Annotated in this window: 40 protein-coding genes; 5 read left to right on the top strand and 35 right to left on the bottom strand. The window is 41.8% G+C overall.

Annotated features, from left to right (window positions below; translation table 11 throughout):
- Positions 1-6: 6 nt before the first annotated feature.
- The 34 genes from CHH91_RS04550 to CHH91_RS04400 form a co-directional block, all read right to left on the bottom strand.
- Positions 7-441: a hypothetical protein gene (locus CHH91_RS04550; RefSeq protein ID WP_095222297.1), complete on the bottom strand. Its 435-nt coding sequence runs from the start codon at positions 439-441 to the stop codon at positions 7-9.
- Positions 438-617 carry a hypothetical protein gene (locus tag CHH91_RS04545; RefSeq protein WP_095222296.1) on the bottom strand — a complete coding sequence of 60 codons (180 nt, stop codon included), beginning with the start codon at positions 615-617 and terminating at the stop codon, positions 438-440. Before CHH91_RS04545 ends, CHH91_RS04550 begins: the two co-directional genes overlap by 4 nt.
- The gene (locus CHH91_RS04540) at positions 607-1,920 is read right to left on the bottom strand and encodes a PBSX family phage terminase large subunit (protein ID WP_286160693.1); all 1,314 of its coding nucleotides are present in this window, start codon (positions 1,918-1,920) and stop codon (positions 607-609) included. Before CHH91_RS04540 ends, CHH91_RS04545 begins: the two co-directional genes overlap by 11 nt.
- Positions 1,877-2,779, bottom strand: coding sequence for a terminase small subunit (locus CHH91_RS04535; RefSeq protein WP_095222295.1), 903 nt, complete (start codon positions 2,777-2,779; stop codon positions 1,877-1,879). The genes CHH91_RS04540 and CHH91_RS04535 overlap by 44 nt, the downstream gene beginning before the upstream one ends.
- A 110-nt stretch (positions 2,780-2,889) precedes the next feature.
- Positions 2,890-3,657 (bottom strand): hypothetical protein, encoded by a 768-nt coding sequence (locus tag CHH91_RS04530; RefSeq protein WP_095222294.1) that lies wholly within the window; start codon positions 3,655-3,657, stop codon positions 2,890-2,892.
- Positions 3,658-3,732: 75 nt separating this feature from the next.
- The gene (locus CHH91_RS04525) at positions 3,733-4,359 is read right to left on the bottom strand and encodes a hypothetical protein (RefSeq protein WP_095222293.1); all 627 of its coding nucleotides are present in this window, start codon (positions 4,357-4,359) and stop codon (positions 3,733-3,735) included.
- Between the two features lie 74 nt (positions 4,360-4,433).
- Positions 4,434-4,574: a hypothetical protein gene (locus CHH91_RS20470; RefSeq protein ID WP_176465671.1), complete on the bottom strand. Its 141-nt coding sequence runs from the start codon at positions 4,572-4,574 to the stop codon at positions 4,434-4,436.
- A gap of 190 nt (positions 4,575-4,764) precedes the next feature.
- Positions 4,765-5,268: a sigma-70 family RNA polymerase sigma factor gene (locus CHH91_RS04520; protein WP_095222292.1), complete on the bottom strand. Its 504-nt coding sequence runs from the start codon at positions 5,266-5,268 to the stop codon at positions 4,765-4,767.
- Positions 5,252-5,431, bottom strand: a complete 180-nt coding sequence (locus CHH91_RS04515) for a hypothetical protein (protein WP_095222291.1) — start codon at positions 5,429-5,431, stop codon at positions 5,252-5,254. Before CHH91_RS04515 ends, CHH91_RS04520 begins: the two co-directional genes overlap by 17 nt.
- Positions 5,428-5,559, bottom strand: a complete 132-nt coding sequence (locus CHH91_RS21175; protein WP_286160692.1) for a hypothetical protein — start codon at positions 5,557-5,559, stop codon at positions 5,428-5,430. Before CHH91_RS21175 ends, CHH91_RS04515 begins: the two co-directional genes overlap by 4 nt.
- 97 nt (positions 5,560-5,656) lie before the next feature.
- A complete protein-coding gene (locus CHH91_RS04510; protein ID WP_095222290.1) occupies positions 5,657-5,878 on the bottom strand; it encodes a DUF3954 domain-containing protein in 222 nt (73 codons plus the stop codon).
- Positions 5,879-5,926: 48 nt separating this feature from the next.
- Positions 5,927-6,301 carry a hypothetical protein gene (locus tag CHH91_RS04505; protein WP_095222289.1) on the bottom strand — a complete coding sequence of 125 codons (375 nt, stop codon included), beginning with the start codon at positions 6,299-6,301 and terminating at the stop codon, positions 5,927-5,929.
- The gene (locus tag CHH91_RS04500) at positions 6,301-6,519 is read right to left on the bottom strand and encodes a hypothetical protein (protein ID WP_095222288.1); all 219 of its coding nucleotides are present in this window, start codon (positions 6,517-6,519) and stop codon (positions 6,301-6,303) included. Before CHH91_RS04500 ends, CHH91_RS04505 begins: the two co-directional genes overlap by 1 nt.
- The gene (locus CHH91_RS20465; RefSeq protein WP_176465670.1) at positions 6,516-6,677 is read right to left on the bottom strand and encodes a hypothetical protein; all 162 of its coding nucleotides are present in this window, start codon (positions 6,675-6,677) and stop codon (positions 6,516-6,518) included. The genes CHH91_RS04500 and CHH91_RS20465 overlap by 4 nt, the downstream gene beginning before the upstream one ends.
- Position 6,678: 1 nt before the next feature.
- Positions 6,679-6,834, bottom strand: a complete 156-nt coding sequence (locus CHH91_RS20460) for a hypothetical protein (RefSeq protein ID WP_176465669.1) — start codon at positions 6,832-6,834, stop codon at positions 6,679-6,681.
- The gene (locus CHH91_RS04495) at positions 6,835-7,266 is read right to left on the bottom strand and encodes a DUF1064 domain-containing protein (RefSeq protein WP_095222287.1); all 432 of its coding nucleotides are present in this window, start codon (positions 7,264-7,266) and stop codon (positions 6,835-6,837) included. It abuts the gene before it with no gap.
- Entirely contained in the window at positions 7,259-7,666 is a 408-nt protein-coding gene (locus CHH91_RS04490; protein WP_095222286.1) for a hypothetical protein, read from the bottom strand. Before CHH91_RS04490 ends, CHH91_RS04495 begins: the two co-directional genes overlap by 8 nt.
- Positions 7,656-7,850, bottom strand: a complete 195-nt coding sequence (locus CHH91_RS04485) for a hypothetical protein (protein ID WP_095222285.1) — start codon at positions 7,848-7,850, stop codon at positions 7,656-7,658. Before CHH91_RS04485 ends, CHH91_RS04490 begins: the two co-directional genes overlap by 11 nt.
- 9 nt (positions 7,851-7,859) lie before the next feature.
- Positions 7,860-8,480: a dUTP diphosphatase gene (locus tag CHH91_RS04480; RefSeq protein ID WP_095222284.1), complete on the bottom strand. Its 621-nt coding sequence runs from the start codon at positions 8,478-8,480 to the stop codon at positions 7,860-7,862.
- Between the two features lie 13 nt (positions 8,481-8,493).
- Entirely contained in the window at positions 8,494-9,393 is a 900-nt protein-coding gene (locus CHH91_RS04475) for a DNA cytosine methyltransferase (RefSeq protein ID WP_095222283.1), read from the bottom strand.
- Between the two features lie 82 nt (positions 9,394-9,475).
- Positions 9,476-9,751 carry a hypothetical protein gene (locus CHH91_RS04470; RefSeq protein WP_095222282.1) on the bottom strand — a complete coding sequence of 92 codons (276 nt, stop codon included), beginning with the start codon at positions 9,749-9,751 and terminating at the stop codon, positions 9,476-9,478.
- Between the two features lie 165 nt (positions 9,752-9,916).
- Entirely contained in the window at positions 9,917-10,729 is an 813-nt protein-coding gene (locus tag CHH91_RS04465; protein WP_095222281.1) for an ATP-binding protein, read from the bottom strand.
- A gap of 11 nt (positions 10,730-10,740) precedes the next feature.
- A complete protein-coding gene (locus tag CHH91_RS04460; protein WP_095222280.1) occupies positions 10,741-11,544 on the bottom strand; it encodes a Lin1244/Lin1753 domain-containing protein in 804 nt (267 codons plus the stop codon).
- Positions 11,545-11,659: 115 nt separating this feature from the next.
- Positions 11,660-12,109: a single-stranded DNA-binding protein gene (gene ssb, locus CHH91_RS04455; protein WP_095222279.1), complete on the bottom strand. Its 450-nt coding sequence runs from the start codon at positions 12,107-12,109 to the stop codon at positions 11,660-11,662.
- Between the two features lie 11 nt (positions 12,110-12,120).
- Complete coding sequence (locus CHH91_RS04450) at positions 12,121-12,927, bottom strand: PD-(D/E)XK nuclease-like domain-containing protein (RefSeq protein WP_286160691.1); 807 nt, start codon at positions 12,925-12,927, stop codon at positions 12,121-12,123.
- A complete protein-coding gene (locus CHH91_RS04445) occupies positions 12,878-13,774 on the bottom strand; it encodes a hypothetical protein (RefSeq protein ID WP_095222278.1) in 897 nt (298 codons plus the stop codon). Before CHH91_RS04445 ends, CHH91_RS04450 begins: the two co-directional genes overlap by 50 nt.
- A gap of 255 nt (positions 13,775-14,029) precedes the next feature.
- Entirely contained in the window at positions 14,030-14,275 is a 246-nt protein-coding gene (locus CHH91_RS04435; protein ID WP_095222276.1) for a hypothetical protein, read from the bottom strand.
- Positions 14,276-14,285: 10 nt separating this feature from the next.
- Positions 14,286-14,489: a YqaI family protein gene (locus tag CHH91_RS04430; RefSeq protein ID WP_095222275.1), complete on the bottom strand. Its 204-nt coding sequence runs from the start codon at positions 14,487-14,489 to the stop codon at positions 14,286-14,288.
- A gap of 84 nt (positions 14,490-14,573) precedes the next feature.
- On the bottom strand, positions 14,574-14,891 hold the full coding sequence (locus CHH91_RS04425) for a YopX family protein (protein ID WP_095222274.1): 318 nt from the start codon (positions 14,889-14,891) through the stop codon (positions 14,574-14,576).
- A gap of 16 nt (positions 14,892-14,907) precedes the next feature.
- Positions 14,908-15,171: a DNA-entry nuclease gene (locus tag CHH91_RS04420; RefSeq protein WP_286160690.1), complete on the bottom strand. Its 264-nt coding sequence runs from the start codon at positions 15,169-15,171 to the stop codon at positions 14,908-14,910.
- 180 nt (positions 15,172-15,351) lie between these two features.
- Positions 15,352-15,642, bottom strand: coding sequence for a hypothetical protein (locus tag CHH91_RS04415; protein WP_095222273.1), 291 nt, complete (start codon positions 15,640-15,642; stop codon positions 15,352-15,354).
- Complete coding sequence (locus CHH91_RS04410; protein ID WP_095222272.1) at positions 15,639-16,211, bottom strand: helix-turn-helix domain-containing protein; 573 nt, start codon at positions 16,209-16,211, stop codon at positions 15,639-15,641. The genes CHH91_RS04415 and CHH91_RS04410 overlap by 4 nt, the downstream gene beginning before the upstream one ends.
- Positions 16,212-16,301: 90 nt before the next feature.
- A complete protein-coding gene (locus CHH91_RS04405; protein ID WP_095222271.1) occupies positions 16,302-16,499 on the bottom strand; it encodes a helix-turn-helix domain-containing protein in 198 nt (65 codons plus the stop codon).
- 26 nt (positions 16,500-16,525) lie between these two features.
- Positions 16,526-17,290 carry a phage antirepressor KilAC domain-containing protein gene (locus CHH91_RS04400; RefSeq protein WP_095222270.1) on the bottom strand — a complete coding sequence of 255 codons (765 nt, stop codon included), beginning with the start codon at positions 17,288-17,290 and terminating at the stop codon, positions 16,526-16,528.
- A gap of 64 nt (positions 17,291-17,354) precedes the next feature.
- On the opposite strand from CHH91_RS04400, the gene CHH91_RS04395 reads away from it, so the two are divergent.
- Positions 17,355-17,666, top strand: a complete 312-nt coding sequence (locus tag CHH91_RS04395) for a hypothetical protein (RefSeq protein ID WP_095222269.1) — start codon at positions 17,355-17,357, stop codon at positions 17,664-17,666.
- A gap of 206 nt (positions 17,667-17,872) precedes the next feature.
- Here CHH91_RS04395 and CHH91_RS04390 read toward each other — a convergent pair whose 3' ends face one another.
- Positions 17,873-18,103 carry a helix-turn-helix transcriptional regulator gene (locus CHH91_RS04390; protein ID WP_095222268.1) on the bottom strand — a complete coding sequence of 77 codons (231 nt, stop codon included), beginning with the start codon at positions 18,101-18,103 and terminating at the stop codon, positions 17,873-17,875.
- Between the two features lie 156 nt (positions 18,104-18,259).
- Between CHH91_RS04390 and CHH91_RS04385 the strand changes: the two genes are divergently transcribed.
- The 4 genes from CHH91_RS04385 (at position 18,260) to CHH91_RS04370 (ending at position 21,133) form a co-directional block, all read left to right on the top strand.
- The gene (locus CHH91_RS04385) at positions 18,260-18,601 is read left to right on the top strand and encodes a helix-turn-helix domain-containing protein (protein WP_176465667.1); all 342 of its coding nucleotides are present in this window, start codon (positions 18,260-18,262) and stop codon (positions 18,599-18,601) included.
- A 20-nt stretch (positions 18,602-18,621) separates the two neighbouring features.
- Positions 18,622-19,395: a hypothetical protein gene (locus CHH91_RS04380; RefSeq protein ID WP_095222266.1), complete on the top strand. Its 774-nt coding sequence runs from the start codon at positions 18,622-18,624 to the stop codon at positions 19,393-19,395.
- A 75-nt stretch (positions 19,396-19,470) separates the two neighbouring features.
- Complete coding sequence (locus tag CHH91_RS04375; protein WP_095222265.1) at positions 19,471-19,968, top strand: ImmA/IrrE family metallo-endopeptidase; 498 nt, start codon at positions 19,471-19,473, stop codon at positions 19,966-19,968.
- The gene (locus CHH91_RS04370; protein WP_095222264.1) at positions 19,955-21,133 is read left to right on the top strand and encodes a tyrosine-type recombinase/integrase; all 1,179 of its coding nucleotides are present in this window, start codon (positions 19,955-19,957) and stop codon (positions 21,131-21,133) included. Before CHH91_RS04375 ends, CHH91_RS04370 begins: the two co-directional genes overlap by 14 nt.
- Positions 21,134-21,167: the final 34 nt, after the last annotated feature.

Below are 21,167 nucleotides of genomic sequence, written 5' to 3'. Positions count from 1 at the left end.
AAAAGCCTACTCGGCTTGTGTTGGTATGAATTCGTATAGGTCTGGATTTGCAATGCCATAGCCAATAAGGTTCCCATCATCGTCATAGTAATCTTGGAATCCATATCGTTTAAGCCAACGGTATGCACTGCGTCGTCTTTCATCCTGCCACTCAACTATTAACTCCTCGTCATAGCCAAGCATATGAACGACTTCAAGAATGATTTCCTTTGCTCTCATCAATGCTTCCAGAGTACCGTCACCCGTGATATCCAGCTGCTTACTCTGCTTGTTGAACCACAAATTTGCTTGTTTGCGAGTTTCAGAGACGCATACACCGACGTACCAATACTTTGTAGGAGGCTTGCCTAACTTACGATGGAAGTAAATGTTCAGAAGCTTGCCAGATGATAGCCTTTCGCATATGCGGATATCAGTCTTCCGTTTGGTTAGGTTATTCATCCTATACCATCCTTGCCTCTTGCTCCTATAATTGCCTGTCTCTTGATTTCTTTTATATCATCCATCGTGACACCGTAATGTTCTGCTCTGCTGCATAACCTCTCGATTTCCATAAGCGAATCTGAACAATGTTTGATAATGGCATAAAGTTTGAATATATCTTCTTTACCAGACATTAGAACTGCTGATACCTCCTTGAGGAGCAAATAGGATAGTATTTATGAAATACCTGTCAGCATCCATCGTATGGTCGAATTGCTTCACAGGCTTATCCTCGCCTCGATTGGCTGCCTTCTCGTCCCAGATGTAAGAAGAGAACTCCTTGAATGTCTCTTTGCAGCAGTCGTTGAAGTAAATCAGGTAATCACTCAATGCTGACTGCACATTACGAATTCCTTCCAGCACATCGTTCTTGGCTTTGATTACATGGAACCTATCCTTCTTCAGTTGCGCTATGAAGCTGGATGCAGATGGATCCACGATAACCCCTTTGACCCGTAGACCTTTTGTGAACTCCTTCAAGTCCTTGCTGTAATCGATATCGGTCTTCTGCTTGGACTTCTCGCGGCCGTTGTAGTAATACTCCTTGACCTTGTACCATTTCTTCTCGAACTTGCCCCACAATCCGAATGTCGTAGGGTTCTGAGTACCATAGTCAATACTGACGTAGTAATCTGTGTACCGCCGCTGAATAGTCTCTACAACGTGTCCGCCTTTATCATTGTTGAACATGTCATATATAACGCCCTCAGCAAGAACCCATAAGCCGAGAATGAACCGTTTGTAGAAGACACCGGTAAACATGCGCTTATAACGAGCTTTAACTCGCTCAGAAAGCGATGGGTTGTCGTCCATCGTGAAGTGTAGGCGAATCAGGTTCTTTTCCTGCAGCTTATCGATGTATTCAGTCTTGAACCAATGATAAGGACTGCCTGGGTTGCAGTTGTACCAATATTTCGAGCCATCAACAGAGCAACGTGCTTCTGCCTGGCTCACGAATGACTGTGGCATTAGTGCTGCTTCGTCAAAGAACATGCCAGCCAGCGTGATACCCTGAATAAGATCCTGCGAGCTTTCATCCTTACCACCGAAGATATAGAAGTAATTGCTTACCCCATTCTTCGTTATCGTCAGATAGTTGTCTGCTCGATGATCCTTGACCTTGTATCCTCTGGACTTCAGCATCCGTTTAAGCGGAGTAATTACGTTACGTCGGAGTGCCCCGATAGTTTTACCAGCCATTCCAAAGTTCTCTTCATTAAATGACTGCATGCCCCACATAACGTAAGAAAGGCTCATCACGACTGTTTTACCAGCACGAACCGAGCCATCGCATATAATGCCGTCTTTATCATGAACGGGAGTCTTCTTATTCCACCATGTCAGCACCTTCATCTGCTTTCTGGAGAACGGCTGGAACTTAAACAGCGCCGGCTTAAGCTTCTTCGGCTTCGGTATTGCTTCCATCGTCACCGTCATCGTCCCACGCTCCTTCAGCAGCCTTATCCAATGCATCCATGAATCCATCATCCTCGTATTCGTCATCATCAAGGTTAGCTTTCGCTTTATCGAATGCGAATCTATCTTTCTCAAGCTGCATCTTCTCTTCTGCCAATCTGCGTTTATAGCTATCTGGCAACAGCTCAAAGTATTTAGTCAGCACATCCAGCGCCTTCATCTTGTCAGCCATTTTAATAGCTACGCCATCTTTACCTTGCTTCACTTCAGTAATGATAGTGCCGTCGATCATGTTGGATTCCTTGAAGTCCACGTAATTAACTTCTTTCATCATCACATTGCCGTCTTCATCTTCAACAGGACCGAACATGCCCATCACTTCGACTTCTTTCTTACCGAAGGTCGTAAAGTCGGTTATATCAGCAAAGGCGATAGCAGCATACTTCGCCAGCACATCCTGCGCATCAATAAACAGGCTATCAGTTAAGTCCTGCTTTATGCGGCGAATTTCAGCTGCAATCTTATCATTCTTTAACAGTCGACTTCCCTGCACATGAGCAGTATCGGGACTATAACCAGCTTTTATTGCTGATTGTGTAGCATTAAATGACTTAACATAATAAATGCAGAATAATTGCTGTTTGTTGGTCAATCCATCTTCATCAATCTCTGGCACTAACTCTTCTGGTTGCATCTCTTTCTTGGTTGCATCCTTCTTCTTTGGGGTTGCAACCTTTTTAGCAGGAGTTGCATCCCTCGACCATCCTTCACGACTTTTCCTACTTTTCAATGTACCAAGCTTTATATCATGCTTTTCAGCTAATGCTTTCAGTGTAATATCACTTGTCTCGTATTCTTCTCTAACCGTATTCCAATCCATTTACATTCACCTGCCACCTCCGGGTTTTGGTATTGTCTTAGCGTCCCACGTAAACAACCACATCAGTTGCTTAGGTCGAAAGCTAAATAAAAAACACCCTTTATGGGGTGCTAATTTGCTTTTTTTAACTCTTTAATAAGATCATCATGCTTTAAAGATAATTGAATATATAAGTCCCCATAAGCTTGATCTATGTGGTAATGTATCCTCCTATCCGCTTTCCATAAGATCCCCATTAATTCATTAAATCGTGCCTCATCTTCATCATCCAACTCTTCTAAAAAACCGTATTGCTCTTCGTAATCCCATTCAGGATAATGTTTCTTAATCATTAACTCTTGGAATTCCATTATTTGATCCTTAGCATCGAAGAAATCTTCCAATTCTATTCTAGTTATTTTTTCATGGGTGTCTAAAAACATCTTGTATGTCTCAGTATCGACAAAAGTTAAGTTCCGCCGAAGCTCTTCTAAATAAGTTACTGTTAATAATTCAAAGGTATTTGTGTAATAAACCCTTAAATCTTCATCAACTTCTATGAAAAAATATTTCATATCATATGGGTCTCTGGATATATAGGTCGGCATTTCTATTTGATCTAAGCGCTCCAAAAAGTTTTTACTTTCCTCTACTCTGTAAATCTGAACCGGCAAATCTTCCTCTTCTTTGCTCTTTTTATTAGCTCTTATGGTTAAATAGACACCACCAAGAGTTAGAATCCCTCCTAAAATTGCTCCTGCAAACCCTATTAGACCACCTAATATTTCCGTGTCATTTAAACCAGTTATTTTTAAAGAAAACATGGTCCCCATTACAATGAATATGATTTCAATAAAAATGAATCCAAATAATAGCGCCCAAGCATAATATTTCTTCATATGAATCACCCCTCCATATCCATTTTACCGGATTTCAGGAAGAATTTGTTAACTAAAAAACACCCATAAGGGTGCTTATATTGTGTATTGCTTATGATATTTTCTGTATTTTTCTTCAAGAGTGTCATTACTTCGTTTTAACAATCCCAGTATACTTCTGATGTCTTCAACAGCTGCAGTAAGCTCTGAATCAGATATATCTTTCCTGTGTGTATAGAGAAATAATTTTGAATTCAAAAATTTTAGATACACATTAAACAATTTTGCGTCTTTATATTCGAGCGCCCTCGATATTTCGAAACTTTGTTTATTAATTTCTTCCAAAAACTCTCTTGCTGTTTCTTCTAAGGCCTCATTCGCAATTACTTTATCCTTTTGAGCTTGTTGAGAATATTGATAAACGAATAACCTATTTAAATATTTATTATACTTTGGCATTATACCGGATAAAACATTTAATCTCTCTTGAGCATTGAGAAGGAAGTTTTCCACTTTCCTATGATGTAATTGCATACTAACACCAAAATAAGTTATTGCTCCACCAATTAAAGCACCTACAAATCCAATAATACCACCTAAAATGGCATCACTTAGTACATCAACAACTTTATTAATCGCGACAATCGCGATTATGTCGATTACTATAATCCCTAATAAAACCAATCCTAAAGCTGAAATTTTAAATATCTCTTTATAATTCATATCCTACCTCCCAAATCTATTTTACAAGATTCCAGGAAAGTTTTGTTAACTAAAAAAGCCCCACTATGGAGGCTTTAATTATTTTCCCCACTGCTTCGCGCAATGATCCTTATTTTCGGCTTCTTGTCGCCGATATCCTTGCTATTTACTTGTGTATTCAGCACCACGTGATCTCTCCCTTTTGAAATCACCTGCGCTGATAGAGTGAGCTTCATAGATTCACCGCCTCCCTATAAGGTTAACAGCGAATCTAGAGCATGAATGGTAGAAAGATGTACCAATTCTATCTCGAATGAGAGTGGGTTTGGAGGAACGAAGTTCCTTGGCAAACCACTTTATTCAGCTTATCATCTAACCCCTTCACCCTTAGGTGGGTTCGTATGACAATCGTATGACAAAGAAATTTTAAATTATTTTTTCTTTTATTTTTTCCTTGGCACGATTAATGTATTTTTGCACTGTCGGCTTGCTGATATGGAGCTCTCTCGCAATCTCTGACATTGACCATCCTTGCGCTTTATGCAAAAGGAAACATTCTCTTTCCCTGTGAGACAGTAAGATTAAAACATCGCGTATGGCGTGCTTCTCGTCCTCTGTCAGCTCCCTTTGCTGTGGTTCGATATCCAAGGAAGGCATCAAGTCCATATTCACCAGAGAACGCCTCTGATAAGCTGATTTTCGTTCTATACCCCTTGCTCCTGGATGATGCCCACATTTCATCCATTCCATAGCTTCCGACATCTCGCCAATCATGCTATTAATCTGTGACTTATCTTTTTGATCATGAATATTCTCGGGATCCAGAGCGTTCTTCATCTGACTCAAACCTTGACGACCCTTCTCATACTCAATAATCATTCTGTCCGCCCAGTTATCGTGTACAGCAAGCTCCCTATTTGCCGTCAGCATAATACATTTCCTCCTCGTCTTCGAAGTAAGAGAAAGTGCCGCCAGATACTTGTTCCAGCTTTTTTAGCTGCTTTCTTTGAATCCGCTTGTTCTTCGTCCTGTTTAAGATATAAAAGGGCTTGGCAACCTTCAAAGACAACTCAATCAGATCTTTTGAGCTCATTTCCACCCTGCACCTACTTCCCACAAAGACTGTGCATATCTGCTGCGCTGAATTGGCTGTTGTGCTGGTTTGTCGCGGTCTTTACGATAAGGACTCTTCCTCATCAAAATCCTGTATGTCATTTTCATATCCATTGCTCCCTTTTTGGATAAATAAAAAAGGACACAAACCGAATCCTCCCTTTAGGATTTGGTTCATGTCCTGCGTTTTTCGCTCAGACTTATTTTATTTGAATCGTTGACGAATTGACTTCACTACGTCAATCACTTGTCCATCCTGATAACAGAAGTTGTAATTCCCGAATCCTTTCTCGGGTGGATCAATAACTTCAATCCTGCCTTTTACAACCGTGTAAATCATGCCGTCTACAAGTGGTACTTCCGCAATCATTCGCTGCTTGTCAATCGCTACGTTCTGCGTCATATCAACGTTTCTAGCTGTTTCCATTATACCACTTCTCCCTTTGTATGGCACGTAATATATGGCAAATTTGGTCTATTTTTCAAACTTTAATTTAAGTCGCTCGTAAGCTTCTCTTTCTCGTTTTTCTTTTAGTTCTTCCAATTTTTTATTTTCCTGCTCACGTCGCTCTTTCTCTTTCTGTTTGTACGCCTCGATATCGAAAATTCCTTTCTTTCCCAGTTCTTCTCTTACGTAATTATGATTCTCGATATATTCAATAGCTCTGTAAGGTTGGTATATCCTTATTCGCGAACGGAACATGTCCTCTTCCTCGAAATCGTATTCGGGTTCAAAAACAATTACTTCGTTGTCTGTGGTTGCTAGAGTTACAGCTGTAGCAAACTGAGCAATATGCGCAAAGGCTACTGTCTTTCCAACTAGTTGTTCACCATTAGTTAGTATCCTCATCAGGTGCATCCCTCGCATTCAACGTTCTTATTTCGAACCCATGGCCCAACATATGTGACTACCAAAGAACTTTCGTCAATCTCGTCCACTTCCACCATTTCACGATCAGCGATGTGCGCCAGCGCTCCCTTTTTAGCACCCTCAATCGTGTTTGCCGGCATGTTTTGTGTGCCTTTCTCACCGTTTGTCAGTTTGTAATCAAGCTTGTATTTGTTCATTTGTCTTCCTCCTTCGGTTCTGGAAAGAAGCCACTAAGTTTTGAATGTTCATCGCAAGCATTTACTTCAATAAACTCTTTATCCCTGGTCCACACATGACCTTTAGTCGTAGCTATTTCTTTACAAGTGTTATAATCACACCGTTTTTCTTGGCTCATCTTACTTCCTCCCCTTCTGGCCTGCTGGCTTCTTCACGAATTCCACTCCATCAATCAGTACAACTGTCGGTTCACCCTTCTTTGTTTTCAATATTTCAATAAATGCAGCTACACGGGTGTTTTTGCTTAGCATAAGAGGATCATTTGATCTGTCCATCTATACCGCCCCTTTCTTCTGCCGTTTCGTTTTTGCCTTCCTTTCCAACTTCTTGAGCTCGTCCAACTCAATCCAGCCGCCAAGTTCATGCTTGTAAGTCATTAGTGATAGCTTCAAATCCGGGTACCGCTTGTAGAATAGTTTCTTTTTGATCTTAAAAGCCTCTGTCTCCACACCTTTTACATCGACTACCTCCTGGCTGCCATCATTGTGCGTAATCAGGAAGTCTGCCACATACTCCATCTTCTGAATTGACTTGCCCTGGTGCTTGAATGCTTCTTGTAGTAAGTATCTTGGTTGTAGTTCGTATGCTTGAATGTCTCCGGCTTTTAACCGTAGTTTCGTATATTGATAGAAATGTGCTTCGGCTTTGGAATCAAATGTGTGGCCATCAAGAGTTACCTTCTTGGCACCGTACTTGCTTCTAGGCATTTATCTCAGCCCTATCAATAAATCCTATCTGTTCTGCAAAGCCAATGATTTCCTGCATCTCCTCTTGCGAATAGCCCCATCCTTCACCCAACAGACCGCTATAACCATGATTGCCGTTCGTAGCTTTAACTGTAAGGATGTACTCTCTCATATCATGCACCAGCGACCAAAGCGTTCCACCTTCTGAAAAACCAGTGTCATTGCTTATGTTAGATTCATAGGGATTGACTAGGAATCCTAATTTATCGATGAACCATAATCGCTTGTTTCTGCCTCTTATCACGAAGATTGACATTGCATTTTCGTCCTTATTGTAAAAGTAATGTCTACCCAGCCTGCCAATCATATTCAAAAGTTCATTAGCTAATTTAACTCGATCAGCTTTATTCTTAGTCTTCAACCTGCTTCCCCCTCTCGCACATCACCTTGATATGCAAATCCTCCAGCTGCACCAGTCCCGCCTGCTCGATCGGCACTCCTTTGTATTCAATCACACCAAATCGTTTCAGCTTATCTATCAGGTACCAGCGTCGGTCTATGACTGCTTGCCGTTGCCTTCCGGCGTATTCTTTAAGTAATGGCATGTAATCACCTCAATATCCCGACTGTTGCCGTTGATGATTGATCATGTTCTTTTCGTAGTAGGCTTGTTCGATTTGTTCCCAAGTGAAGCCTAGATGTTTTTCTCCTAATCCAATAAAGGTATTAAATAGCTCTTCATAGTCTGTTCTTATATGTCCTCGAAAAATATCTGTTCCCAAGTCCGTTAGAATCATTGTTATATCATCGTATAGCTTGATAAATGTTTTAACTGTATTTTCTTCTGTATAATTACCATCGATTACTATGTCCCTTGCATTTAACTCCAACCCAATACTCAAAATGAAATGCAGGCAGTCAACGTACTCCTCAAGCAGAGGATTAGTAGAACCCTTTCCATCACAGTGCCAGCAGTCTAATACCTTTTCATTAAGCAAGGATCCGCCATAGATTTTTCCGGAACCCTGGCATCTTTCACACCATTTACTTTGAATCGGATTTTGCTTAAGACTCCAAAACTTAAACCCGCGCCATTCGTTCGCACATTCTCCCAGCTCCACTTGCAGCGCCAGTATCTTCTTGCTGAGTCTATCCTCGCCTTCTTGCACCGGGTGCTTCTCCAAAATATCTGCTTCCAACTTTGCTTGTGTTTCAAACAATGCTTTTAAATTCACATTCTTTTCCCCCTTACCTAAGTGTTCTGTTCTCAATGTCCATGATTGCTTTGAATATCGGGTAGATCTGCTGAGGCACTACCGCGTTTCCGAGTCCCTTAATTCTGTCCACCCGATTGGGAACCCCATTAGCCACTCGACCCACGTCGGGTTCAACTGACCACCATTCCCTGCAGTCATTTGCTTTCTTTCCTTCTCCGTTATGATTCCTTTGTTCTGAAGCTCCATCATCTTCTGAAAAGATCCCGTTCCTCCGCACATTCCCTTGGTTCTTGGTGTCGGCCAGAACTGAACGTACCTCCCCAGCCCTATTGAACCGTCCGATCCGTTCTGATTTATCTTCCGCAGTGTTCCTGTCTTGTTCATCTTGTAGGTATCGTTTTTCCCGATGATCCCGCCTGTCGTCCCGTCCGATGCTGTCGGAGTAGGCAACAACGAATGTCCGCATTCGCTCATGCTTGGCGCCGATGGCTGCAGCCGGTATAACAAACGATTGCCCCTTGTAACCTGCACTCTCCAAGTCAAAAAGCGTTCTGTCGAGCTCCATGTTGACGAAGTTAGCAACGTTTTCACCAACAACCCAACGGGGTCTGATTTCTTTGATAATCCTAAACATCTCTGGCCAGAGGTCACGGTCATCTCCCTTGCCTTTTCGCTTCCCGGCAATACTGTAAGGCTGGCAAGGGAATCCTCCTGTAATAAGCTCAATTGCTCCAACGTCAACTCCCCTTTTTTCCAATGCTTGTTTATTAAGTGTTCTTACATCGTCAAAGATCGGTACATCCGGCCAATGCTTGTTCAAGACCCTTTGAGCAAATGGCTCAATCTCACAAAATGCTTTTGTTTCAATCCCTGCCCATTCAGCTGCTAGGCTGATTCCGCCAATTCCGGCAAATAATTCGATGGAGTTCATCTTCACCACTCCCCTGTCGTAAGCCATAAGATAATAAACAATGCTGCCGGTACTACGATGACAATCACATAATCCATGGTGGTCATTGCACAAATGCTATCGGTCGCGTCAGCCTGCCTTGACGTGCCAAATGAATTATTGCGATGAGTGTTTCCCATGAGTACCGTTTCACGCATTTACTAATTTGGTGCATGTTGTATCCTTCGTTGTGTAGTCTCGCTATTTCATCTAACTTTTCTGTCTCAATAATGAATTCAAGATCCTCAAGCATGTTGGTCCAGTGTCCAGGATCCTTGATCGGCAAAATGTATCTGTCGCTCGCCTTCTCCCTTTTGAAAACCGATGCTTCAGCAGGCATTAGCTTCACGCTTCCTCATAGCAGTCAGCAACCGCTGAATCTGTCGTTCAATCCTGGCATCCAACTCTTCCGGTGTTGCCCTATTGCAACCATTTGGGCAGGGTCTTATTTGCGTTACAGCCCCGGCCAGATTGTGAAATACTCCATTGTGGCAGATGTTGCACATCAGAATGCATCCTCCCTTTTTCTACGATCCTTGCCTTCTAGCCGTATCCCTTTTGCGTTCTGCAGCATCCTTGAAGTAATACGATTGCCGTGCATCCCGTATTTGGTTGCTAGCTCCCGCTCTGTATAGTTAGTTGTACAAATAACGGGCTTATTGAGTCGTAGATCGAACACTTTACACAGAACATCAGACACCCATGTTTCGTAGCCATGATCGTTCATTTTCACGTACTCAGCACCTACGTCATCCATCACCAACAAATCAAGTCCTGATATCATGTCGAATATCTGCGTCTCAGTAAGCTCCGACTTCGGTGAAAATGTACCTCTTACGTACTCCAGTAAATCCGAAGCTTTTATATACAGGACCTTGTAGTTCTGGTGCTTCAGTGCTTTAGCTGCAGCATACGCAAGATGACTTTTGCCAAGGCCGGGGGAACCGCTCAATACAAGCGACGCCCCTTCATCGTTGGCAAACCCTTGAATGAATCGAGCCACTAAATTTCTAGCTTCTCCTTGCGATGCATACTCAGAATCTGGTTTGAATGAATTTACAGTGGCTTCATGGAGATCCCAAGGCACGCGCTCAAACTTTTCGATGAAGTTTCTTTCACGTCTTTCTTGAAGGTCTTCGATGAATGGTAGTCCCTTCTTAAGTTCATTGTCTGAGCAAGTCTTACATGCACCTTGTACACCTGCAGGAGTTTCATAGACTTTGTATTCATTACCGCAGGTTTCGCAGTTACGGCTGCCTGCTGGCTTAATCTTTTGTGCAAAACTGCTACTTTTGAACGCGTCTTTGAATGATTTCATTGTCTACCTCCTCAGAATGCGTCAGACGCAGGATCATATACATGTTGCTGTCTTCTAGGCTTGAACTGTCTTACATTGCTGTTTTTGTTGTGCAAATCATCATCACGATCAACATCTTTCATATTTCGGATACCTTTGGCATACCATTGTTTTAAGATTCCTAAAGCATAGGACAACTTCTTTTCAGCAATACGAGTTCTTTTCATAGCTTCGATACAAAGCTCATCACCGAGATCATCGATAAAGCTGAATAAGGTTTCTTTTTCTTTTAAGGATGCATTGAAAAAGTTTTCGGACAGGTAGGAGGTAGCGTTCTCTACCTTGCTTTCCTGTTCTTTACTTTGCTTTTTATTTGCTTTACTTTCCTTTCCTTTACTTTGTGGGCTTTTCCCGGCGTTATCTCCCGAATTATCCGCTGTGTTTTCTCCCTGGAAAACTCCTGTATCTTTCGTTTTTCTCCACTTATTCCTCATGTTTTCTACTTCTTCATGTCGTTTCCTTATGCCATTGCTGGTGATCCAACCCTTTGATTCAAAAGCTTCTCTATCCAACAACTCAAGATCAAATGAATCGTGCAGCATGTCTGTAAGCTTCTGTTCTGATACCATCAGCTTGTTAGCCAAAGCTTTGAACAATACAGGTTTTGATACATCCAATGCAGCCTGACTTGTCCGGTAAATCCTTTCCAGAAGGATGAAGTAAAATGCATATCCATCGTTCCCATGGACGGATCGCAATGCTTCAAGCTTTTCATCGCTGCTGGCGTCTGTGTCATGTGGAAAGTAATCCATTCCTTCTTTTCTTGGTCTTGCCATACTCCCTTTCACCTCTCCCTTTAGGTGTTATTTCTAGCCGCCGCTCCCGAGGCAGCCATATGCTTTTACTTTGCTTCTTCTAGCAGGTGACTGTGTTCGTGAATATGACTAATATTTAGAAAGGCAAATCATCATCTGAAATATCGATTGGTTCACCTTTGTCTTTAAATGGATCATTATTCTGCTGCTGGTTAGCTTGTCCGCCACCGTTGTAGCTTTGGTTATTGCTTTGAGTGTTGCTGCCGCCTTTTGATTCAAGGAACTGCACACTGTCGGCAACGATTTCAGTCACGTACACTTTCTTGCCTTCCTGATTATCGAAGCTGCGTGTCTGTACACGTCCATCCACTCCGACTAAGCTTCCTTTACTCATGTAGTTAGCCAGGTTCTCTGCCGGCTTTCTCCAAACGACACAGTTGATGAAATCTGCTTCACTTTCTCCTGATTGACTTTTGAATGGTCGGTTCACCGCAAGAGTAAAGTTCGCAACTGCCACGCCATTTGGTGTGTATTTAAGCTCTGGATCGCGGACCAGACGGCCAGCAAGTACGACTCTGTTTAACATTTCATTTCCTCCTATTCGTAGAGCAAGGCTCCCACTTCAATCGTGTCTGCTAGTTTCTTAGTCTGTCGGCAATAGATGCAGTTACCACAGCTGCTCGGTTCTTCTTCACCGGATTTTACTTTCTTGAATCGCCCCATTCGCATTTCCAGGTATTCCTCCTCGAATGTGAACCTTGATTCGTCAAAGTGGATCACTGCCTTATTGCATGGATTCTCTTTTGTAACTGCCACAATATATGGTGTCAGCTCTTTTCCGGTATTAGCCTTAATGACTAAGCGATACAGAGCCATCTGGAGCACATAACCCCATGCTTCGATAAATGACACCCAACCTTCGTATTTGTTGCTCCAGTAGCGTTTATGAAGCTCCTGTGTGGTCTTTATGTCTGAGAAGAATCCTCGGTCTAGATTGATGTTGTCTGCTTTCATTTTCCAAGGGACCCCGAACAGTTCAGCAGTCATAATGACCTCTTTTTCACCTGTCAGAGCGAACATGGACAAGTTGTCGTTCTTCAATGTCTCAATCATTCGGTCAGCTGTTTCGAAGTCGGCGTATTTGCTGCCGTTATTCTTGAATATTGCGTCACTGTTCTGTGTCAAAATGTCATTGAATGCTTCATCACTTTCGAATGCTGCGTGAACGTAGGAGCCAACCAGTAAAGCGTTAGTAGTCGGCTCTTTATATTCACCTTTCAGATCTGCCATTGCTTTGGCTTCGCATTGCTCAAACCTTTTGAATTGGGAAACAGAGAAGTAATCCCGGTTAGCTTCAGTCGAGTGGTAGTTTGCTTGGGTCAAGGTCATTAACGCTGACATCATCTTTCACTTCCTTTGGCTTGTCCTGCTCATTTTGCATGTCGGCGGCCAGTTTACTGGATGGTTTGTCATCCTTTGGTTTATCAGCTGCAGCTTTCTTGCCGAACCAGTCAACTGGCTTGGACATACCGTCTTTCAAAGAGGTGTAAATCTTGCCTAGTCCAGCTAAGTCGCGATCAGTGAAAGCTGAAATGTTGTAGCCGACATATTCTTCTAGTTGCTGCTGTGTGACTCCGTATTCTTCTTTGAATAGTTCCAGCGTTTTCGCAATGCGATCTTTCAACGGTCGGCCATTTCCACCTTCCAATGTCTTGTTGCACTCCTGCACTGCCTTTTCAACGATGTCACCAGGGATGATACCAAGGATGCATGCACGAACCCGACGGGAACCGTTATTCGCAACCAGCTCGTAGATATCGCGTGGATCATCGAGCTTTTTAAGCTTCCCTCCGGCTTTACGCGAGTGCTTAACTGTGAATACTTTCTCTTGGCGAACGTTGGTTTCTAAGTCCCAGGCATAAGCCAGGGCGACAGATTCACCTTCACGCTGCTCTAGCTCTTTCACGCCGAATGAAAGGTTGCCCCAGTTCTGTGCTAGTACCTCAGCCAATCGGATGGAAGGTCCTTCTACCTTCGTCCCACCCCTTGGATAGCTGTAGACTGCAACTTCTGCCAAAGATGCACGTTTGCAGTTGTCCAGGATCCTTTGCTCTGCTTGATAAATATTCCGAGGGAACTGACGAGCCATGAATATCTGCCCCTTTACTTCCTCCATTTCACGGCTGGATGATGCTTGTCCTAAAACAGATGGCTGTTGAGACTGTTCAAATTGCTGTACGAGATTTGCCATTGAATATTTCCTCCATCACTATATTTTTGTGATCCTTAATAACGCTCTTAAGGTCATCTAAATTACCGTTTATCCCTATGCAGTAGACAGTTGTTATGAATGCGTTGTCTCTGGTCATAGTTTTTAAATGTTCTTGGAACAACAAGTTAAAGTCTTCTTGCATACCCTCACTCCCTTGATATTTGCCGGCCAATCAGCTATTCTAAAGGTGCGAATCTTTATAACTGACTGACCGCCACCTTATGGGTGGTTTTTTTATTGGATAAATTCGCAATGGATACATTGGTCATACTGCGGTTCCTTGACTGCTTCACCAGGAATGTAGTCGTAAACCGTTTTGAATTCATGGTCACATGATGCTTGTTTATCTTGCTTTTTCTGTTCCGGAATCGGTGACTTATAGCAATAATCTTCTTCGTGACGTTTAGCTCCCTGCTTAGTTAAAAAACGTTTGCTACAATACTCACATCGATAAATGAACGCTGCCTTTTCTGCTATCACATGAATCCTCCTATTTCGCTGTATAAAATTTGGCGTGATACACTTCACTCAGATACTTCTGTAAGTCATCCTGCAGCACCAAGTCTCCATCAATCTCGACTACATCTTCACCGCGAACTATTTCTTTGCCCCAGTAGTCATATCCGTGAATGTCTGAATGAATCGGGAACGGGTAGCCTGTTCGAAGCGTTTGCGCTATTGCTGGATGTTCCATGCTTGTCCTCCTCTCCTATGTATTGAGCTATCCGATAGCCCTCACTAAGCACAGGATCTATGCTCACTGAGGAAGACCGGATGGTCATTCCTTTGGTTCGTAAATGTTGCCTACAACCTCAATTCTTTCTTGCCAATGTTCCAAGCCAGCATAGCTACTACTGCTGTTTTGTTTGCCTTTAAAACCTGTATCGTGCCATACGACTGTATACGTAATTTTAGGATCGCCCTGATGATAAACGTCGCCTTCGTATATCTCCTTGCCGTTCTTGTCCTTTAGGCCTGTGTATTGCATGTATTCTCCGTTTCGTTCAGCGAATATCTCGTTGATGCTGCCATTAAAAGTCGGCTCAAGCATGCCGATCTTTTCTCCATACCAAGCTCGAAACTTAATCTCTCTCATAACTTCCTCCATCCCGTCACCAGTGACGATTCATATTTTTGTAGTGTTCGAACAATCCTTGTTTCCGAAGATTAGATACCTGCTGCGCCAAGCTTACTCCCGTTCTTCCTAACGCTAGTCCTAGATCATCCATGTGATCGGCATGCCAATACTTACAAATGTATTCCAACTCCTCCACCGTAAAAGGAGTCCGATTGTAGCTGTTGTGGTGATACAATGGATGTCTTTTCATCCTGCCAAATTGGTCATATTCCACTTCGATAATGTCCGTTGCTTCCATAACTACGCCCTCCCTTGGCGAGTAAATTGGCATATGTTATAATCGGTTTGTATTGAGATAACTAAGGACGCTAGTGGTGCCAGCCGCTATGCGTCTTTTCTTATGCCGCAAAAATGATGATGCAAAAGTAGAGAGCTACCAACATTAGAACGAAAGCTATGGGGAAGAATACTTTCGGATTCATATCGCCTCTTTACCTTTGAAACGTCTGTACATTTCATTTACTCGTCCCTGCTCTTCTATCTCCTGGACTAACTCCAAGATTTCATCAGATTGCGTCTTTTCTTCTTGCATCTTCAGCATTTGTTTGGCTGATCGCGTGGCATTCTCTAAGCGTAAAATTAGCCCTTCGTAAAATCCCTTATCTACATCCATTTGAGCTTCAATCAACATATCTTTGATACATACAATCTCTCTTTCAGCAGCTGCTATGTCCGATGGTTTGAATTGTTCAGCTAGAATGCGTTTCATGCAAAACTCATCTCCTTTGTTTTTTCTTGGTACCGAGGCATAGCCACTTGATCGGCCAACGCTTCCATAGTCCACGAATCCGAAACTTCCTTCATATCCAAACCGACTTTTCTTTGACAGGCGTAAAACAGAGTTTTTAGTGCATCATCCAGATCGCTTAATTCCTTGAAATCACCTAAAGGTATTTCTGTTTTTCTTCCTGGTCGCTGTTTTAACATCCATTCCTCTATCCGTTCTATTGCTGGCAGTGCATGTTCTATCTGTCTGCGTAAATTATTTGTCGCCATGGCCGGACGTTGATTAAGTTCTGGATCCACTGGAACAGTCGCCAAAGGGTGCAGATTGAACAGGTAATGAACCAAGTCGATATGTTCATAAGATTCGGTAATTTCGAACCACCTAATTGCTAGAAGGGGGTTTGGCTTGACGTATCCATTTTCGATTTCGCTCACTGCTTTTCGACCCTTTTTCAAAAGTGCTCCCATTTGTTCCTGGCTTAATCCCGCGCATAGGCGTTCCTCCCTCATTTGTAGGTGCAGATTTTCCAAAGAATATGCTTTGTTCGCCACGTGTTCTCGTCCTTTCTTGTCCCTTAATTCGTTGTATTATTGTTTTATAGAAGTAACTGAGTGACATACTCCCAATGTTGCTTATATAAGTTAAATTGCTTCATCTTCAACGATCATGCTTTTGGCTTCCTGCTCCCGAATCCAAGCATCGATTGACTCCCTTGAGAAGATGATGCGACGACGAATCCTTGCGTGTGGAATCTGTTTCTCCCTTACCATCGTGTAGATGGTGTCAGTGCATACGCCAAGGTAATCGGCACAACCTGGTACATCAAATTTTTGTGACATGTTCTCACTCCCTTATGAGAATTTGTTTATCTTACAAGTCGTAATTGTTCATCGTCTCTTTCTATTAAAGGGACGATCCCTTTTTCTTTTTTCAATATTCGGTAAATAAACATGCGACCTTTCTGTGTCCAATAGGTATGTGTTGCACTCTTTTCTGAATCAATAGTGTGTGTTTTAGACTGCGTATATCCTTCTGCTTGGTACTTGTGATATAGCAGCCACACGCCACCTTGTTTATATTGAACTCCCAACTCATATAGCATTTTGTTCAGTGTCTGAGCGCCCATACCGTAATCCTTAGCGATAGTACTTATAGCGAGCAATGATTTGTTCTGCAATACAAGGTCGTAATAAGAAGCTTTTGGTTTAAGTTCTGCGTTTTCTTGTTGAAGTTTCTCGTTTTCCTCTTCTTTTGCAACCAGATGAAGCAATGCTTCCTTAAAGTTGCTTGGAAGTTTAAAGCCTTGTTGCAACTCTTGTTCCATCTGCTGAAACTTTTTAGTGTAAGTAGCTGTGAACAGTACACCTTTTGTTCCTGTCATCTTGTTAGCGACCATGTCACAGCCGATTTTGGTGAGGTAGTACATTTTGTATAGCTTGCCTGTACCGGCTTGATATTGCGATTCTATGAAGAAATCATCAGAATCCAAATCTGGATTTTGATCCATGATGCTTCTGTATTGATTGATATCCCTAATTAGATGACCGTGATTTTTCTCAATCATTGTTGCTACTTCACGACTATCAGCTAGTACTTGTCCATTCTGTGAAACTAGTTTTAATTCAGTCATTTTCTTTCCTCCTAAGGAATTTTCTCCCTATTTGTCGTAAAATGAGACAAAAGGGGGTGATGAAATGAAAATTGATAAAAGTGATTTTGCTCCAATAGAAAAACTCGAGAATGACATGGAAGCGATTCAGTTAGATGCTATGAAACTTGCGGAAACAGCTTTAATGGATACATTGCAAGCAGTATTTGATGTAGCTGACGAGAAGAATCTATCCGATAGAGACTACATCAAGGAAGTAATTTCTGGCGCTGCTGGAGCTGCCCTTCAATCTTCAGCTCTTCATACGGGGCATATGGTTTCAAACTACGTTCCAATAATTGTCGAGTTGGCATACCAAAATTCTTCCCAGCGTATCGCATCGAATTTGAAAGAGTAGTAGCAAGATCAAATTTGGATTCCTCTGTTGCAGCAGAGGTTTCCTTCTCATTATTTATAAACATATTGGTTCTCCTTTCTTCTCCTTCACACACTGCAGAGAACGTCCGGTCTAGGCAATGGCCTGCATGTATTTTGGTGGGGCTCATATCGTCGCTCCCTCTCGCTCTCAGTCGCTCTGTGCAGTGTGCGAAGTATGCTTATTGGTTAGCAGACTTCTTGCGCTTCGTCACGTGTCACTTCGTTACTATTTTGTGTAAAAAAAATAGTCCAATCAAACCCTAATGCTCTTCCGATAGATTGTGCGACAGTAACACTTGGTATACGTTTGCCTCCTTCAATCATAGTGTAATAAGAGCGCTCGATCCCGGACAATTTAGCTACTTTCTCTTGTGTGTAGTCACGTTGTTCTCTAAATTCTTTTAACCATACTCTCATTGGTAATCACCTCCTGTAACGTTTCGTTACATTTATAATAGTATCATTTTGTTACTTTGTCAACATATGAATAGAAAAAAGGTTGCGATTTGTTACTAATATAGATATGTAACTAACTGTTACTGTAAAATGCATGGTAGAAACGGTGGTGAGGATATGCTTGGAGACAGGCTTTATAAGCTGAGAGTGCGTAAAAAGAAAACCCAACAAGAGATAGCTGACGTTTTGAATATAACTAGACCTGCTTATGTAGCCTATGAGAAAAACAGAAGAAAACCAGATTACGATATGTTAATTAAGTTATCGGAGTACTTCGATGTTTCAACGGATTTCTTGCTAAAAGGCGAAGACTTCCATCAACAGGCCAAAGAGATTATAAAAGACGCAGATACAAACATAGCCGCTTCCGATGGAGACATTACAGAAGAAGAAGCAATACGAGCATTGGAATTCATACTTAAGAGAGAAAAGAACCGTAAGCCCGGCGACAAACAATAACTATTAAGGGGAGTCAATTAATGAGTAAGAAATTACTAGCTTTACTGTTTCTAGCATTATTAACCTTTCTTTTAGCAGCATGTGGGTCTGATAAAGAAGCTTCTAGCGATAAAGATACTGAAAACAAAAAGGAAGAAACAGCAGTAGCAGAAGACGCTTCATCTGCTGAGAAACAAGCTGAATATATGGAAGAGCAGGAAAAAGAAAAGACTGCTGAAGGTGAATCATCGGGCGAAGGTTTTAGAGATGAAGGTAAATTCGAAGAAGAAGGTTTTGGCAAAGGTGAAGTTGTAGGTATTGGATACAGTGAAGAAGCTGGTATTGATGGCGTTGAAGACAATCCACTAAAACCATTTGACTTTGGTGGTGTTGAGATGAAGGTTGGCGGTGTCGGTGTAGTCGATGTAGTACCAGATGCAGACGCTAAGGAATACATTTTTGAAGGTGCCGACAAAGCTAAAGTAATTATTGTGGATCTAATTTCTGAAAATAAAACTGACAAGGATGTTAGCTTCTACCCTGACCAAGCTATCGTTACAACTGACACAGGAGAACAATTGGAATCAGAAATATTGCTTTCTGGTGAAGCAGGCGGTGACTTCTATGGCAAGGTTAAAAAAGAAGGTCAGGCTTGGTACATCTTAAAAGACCCAGAAGCTGAAATAAAGAAAATCACTTTAATTGTTACTCCTCCTTACAATATGGAGACATACGAGGATATCGGTGAGGAAAAACGCATTGAATTTGATGTCCTCTCCTGGGAAGAAGCTGAAAAGAAAGATGGAGAAAAATAAAAGCCCTATTCAGGGTTTTTATTTCAACCAAAAACAGAACACATGTTCTAATACGCATTGCTTGGAGGTTTCATCATGGGGAAATTCTATTACACTAGTCATCTAGAAGACTTTGTTGAGGAAGTCTATCAGCAAATTAATATCACAGAAGCTTCACACATCAGCAAGGAATTAATCGCCGGCAGGCTCGGCATATGGTTACATTATTGGGATGGCAAAAGTAAGTATATTAATCGTGAAGATGGGATGATTTCTATTCTAATAGATGAACGCTTGGACAGCACAGCTCAATGGCATGTATTTGGGCATGAGCTTTGTCATGTACTGCGACATTCTGGCAATCAAGTGCTTATGCCAGATAGTTTCAAGGAGTTGCAGGAGACTCAGGCTAATATATTTGCTTACCATTTCTGTGTCCCTACTTTCATGCTTAGAAAAATGTTACTTCCGGATCAATGTCATTATGCCGCTCTAATCATATCGGATAAGTTTAATGTGAGTTATCAATTCGCTGCAGAAAGGTACGAAATGTATATGAGAAAGATAAGGAGTTGTTTATATGGGATCTGTTGAGGACAGAGGAAATGGCAGCTATCGACTTAGCGTAGTCATTGGATATGATAATAAAGGTAAAGCCATCAGAGAAAGAATTACTGTTAAAGCTAAAGGTATTAAGGATGCACGTCTGAAATTAGCTGAATTTGAAATGACCATAAGAGGTGGTACTTACGTTAAACCAGAAAAGATGACATTAAGTCAGTTCTACGACGATTGGCTCCAAAAGTATGCAGAGAAAGAGTTAGGTCACGATACAAGAACAAACTATGTGAACATACTAAACACCCGAATACTACCTGTATATGGACATATGAAGCTATCAGACATCAAAACTATTCATATAGTTAACTTCCTAGATGAGTTAAGTAAGAACGGTAAACGGTTGGACGGTAAGAAAGGTGTGCTATCTGCTTCATCGCTGAATAATATCTACAAAGCGTTTAATAACATCTTAAATCTTGCTACTAAGTGGAAATTGATTAATGAAAACCCAGCATCTGCCGCTAAGCCACCTAAAGTAAGAAGCAAAAAGACAGAAGTATATAATGAAGAAGATGTTAGTGTTCTATTGGCTCACATGACTAACGAACCTTTTAACTGGCAAACATGTATTATGTTTGCTCTTACCTCTGCTGCTCGGCAAGGGGAAATTGCTGCTCTTGAATCAAAGCATCTTAATTTCGAAAAGAACACCGTGCGCATAGAACAATCGGCATATGAGTTAAAAGGCGGCGGTGTTGGAATCAAAGCTACAAAGACAGATCGAGAAAGAACTATATCTGTGCCTAGTGCAATGATGGACATGCTAAAACGATTAGACAATCAACGTAAACGTGAAACAATGAAAGCAGGTTCGCTTAGAGAATGGCCTGATCATCTCTTCTTATTCGCTAACGAATTCGGGCGACCTATACGACCAGATAGTATTGCTCAGTACTGGTTAAGATTGGTCGAGAAATATAATTTAAAGAAAATAAGATTTCATGATCTGAGACATACTTCAGCAACCTTACTAATCAATAAGCAAGTACATGCTAAAATCATCCAAGAAAGATTAGGACACTCTACCATTTCTACAACAATGAATACTTATGGACATGTACTTGAAGAAGCTGATCAAAAAGCTGCCAGCCACTTTGATTCAATGTTTGAAAAGAAGCAGAAAAATGGGGGCGCGTAATATTCCTGCCCCATTTCAGCCCCATCCCCTCCTC

Source organism: Virgibacillus sp. 7505, from assembly GCF_002272135.1.
Classification (GTDB): Bacteria; Bacillota; Bacilli; order Bacillales; family Amphibacillaceae; genus Terribacillus.
Note: the sequence above shows the minus strand (reverse complement) of the source record. Positions and strands in the feature narration are given on the sequence as shown.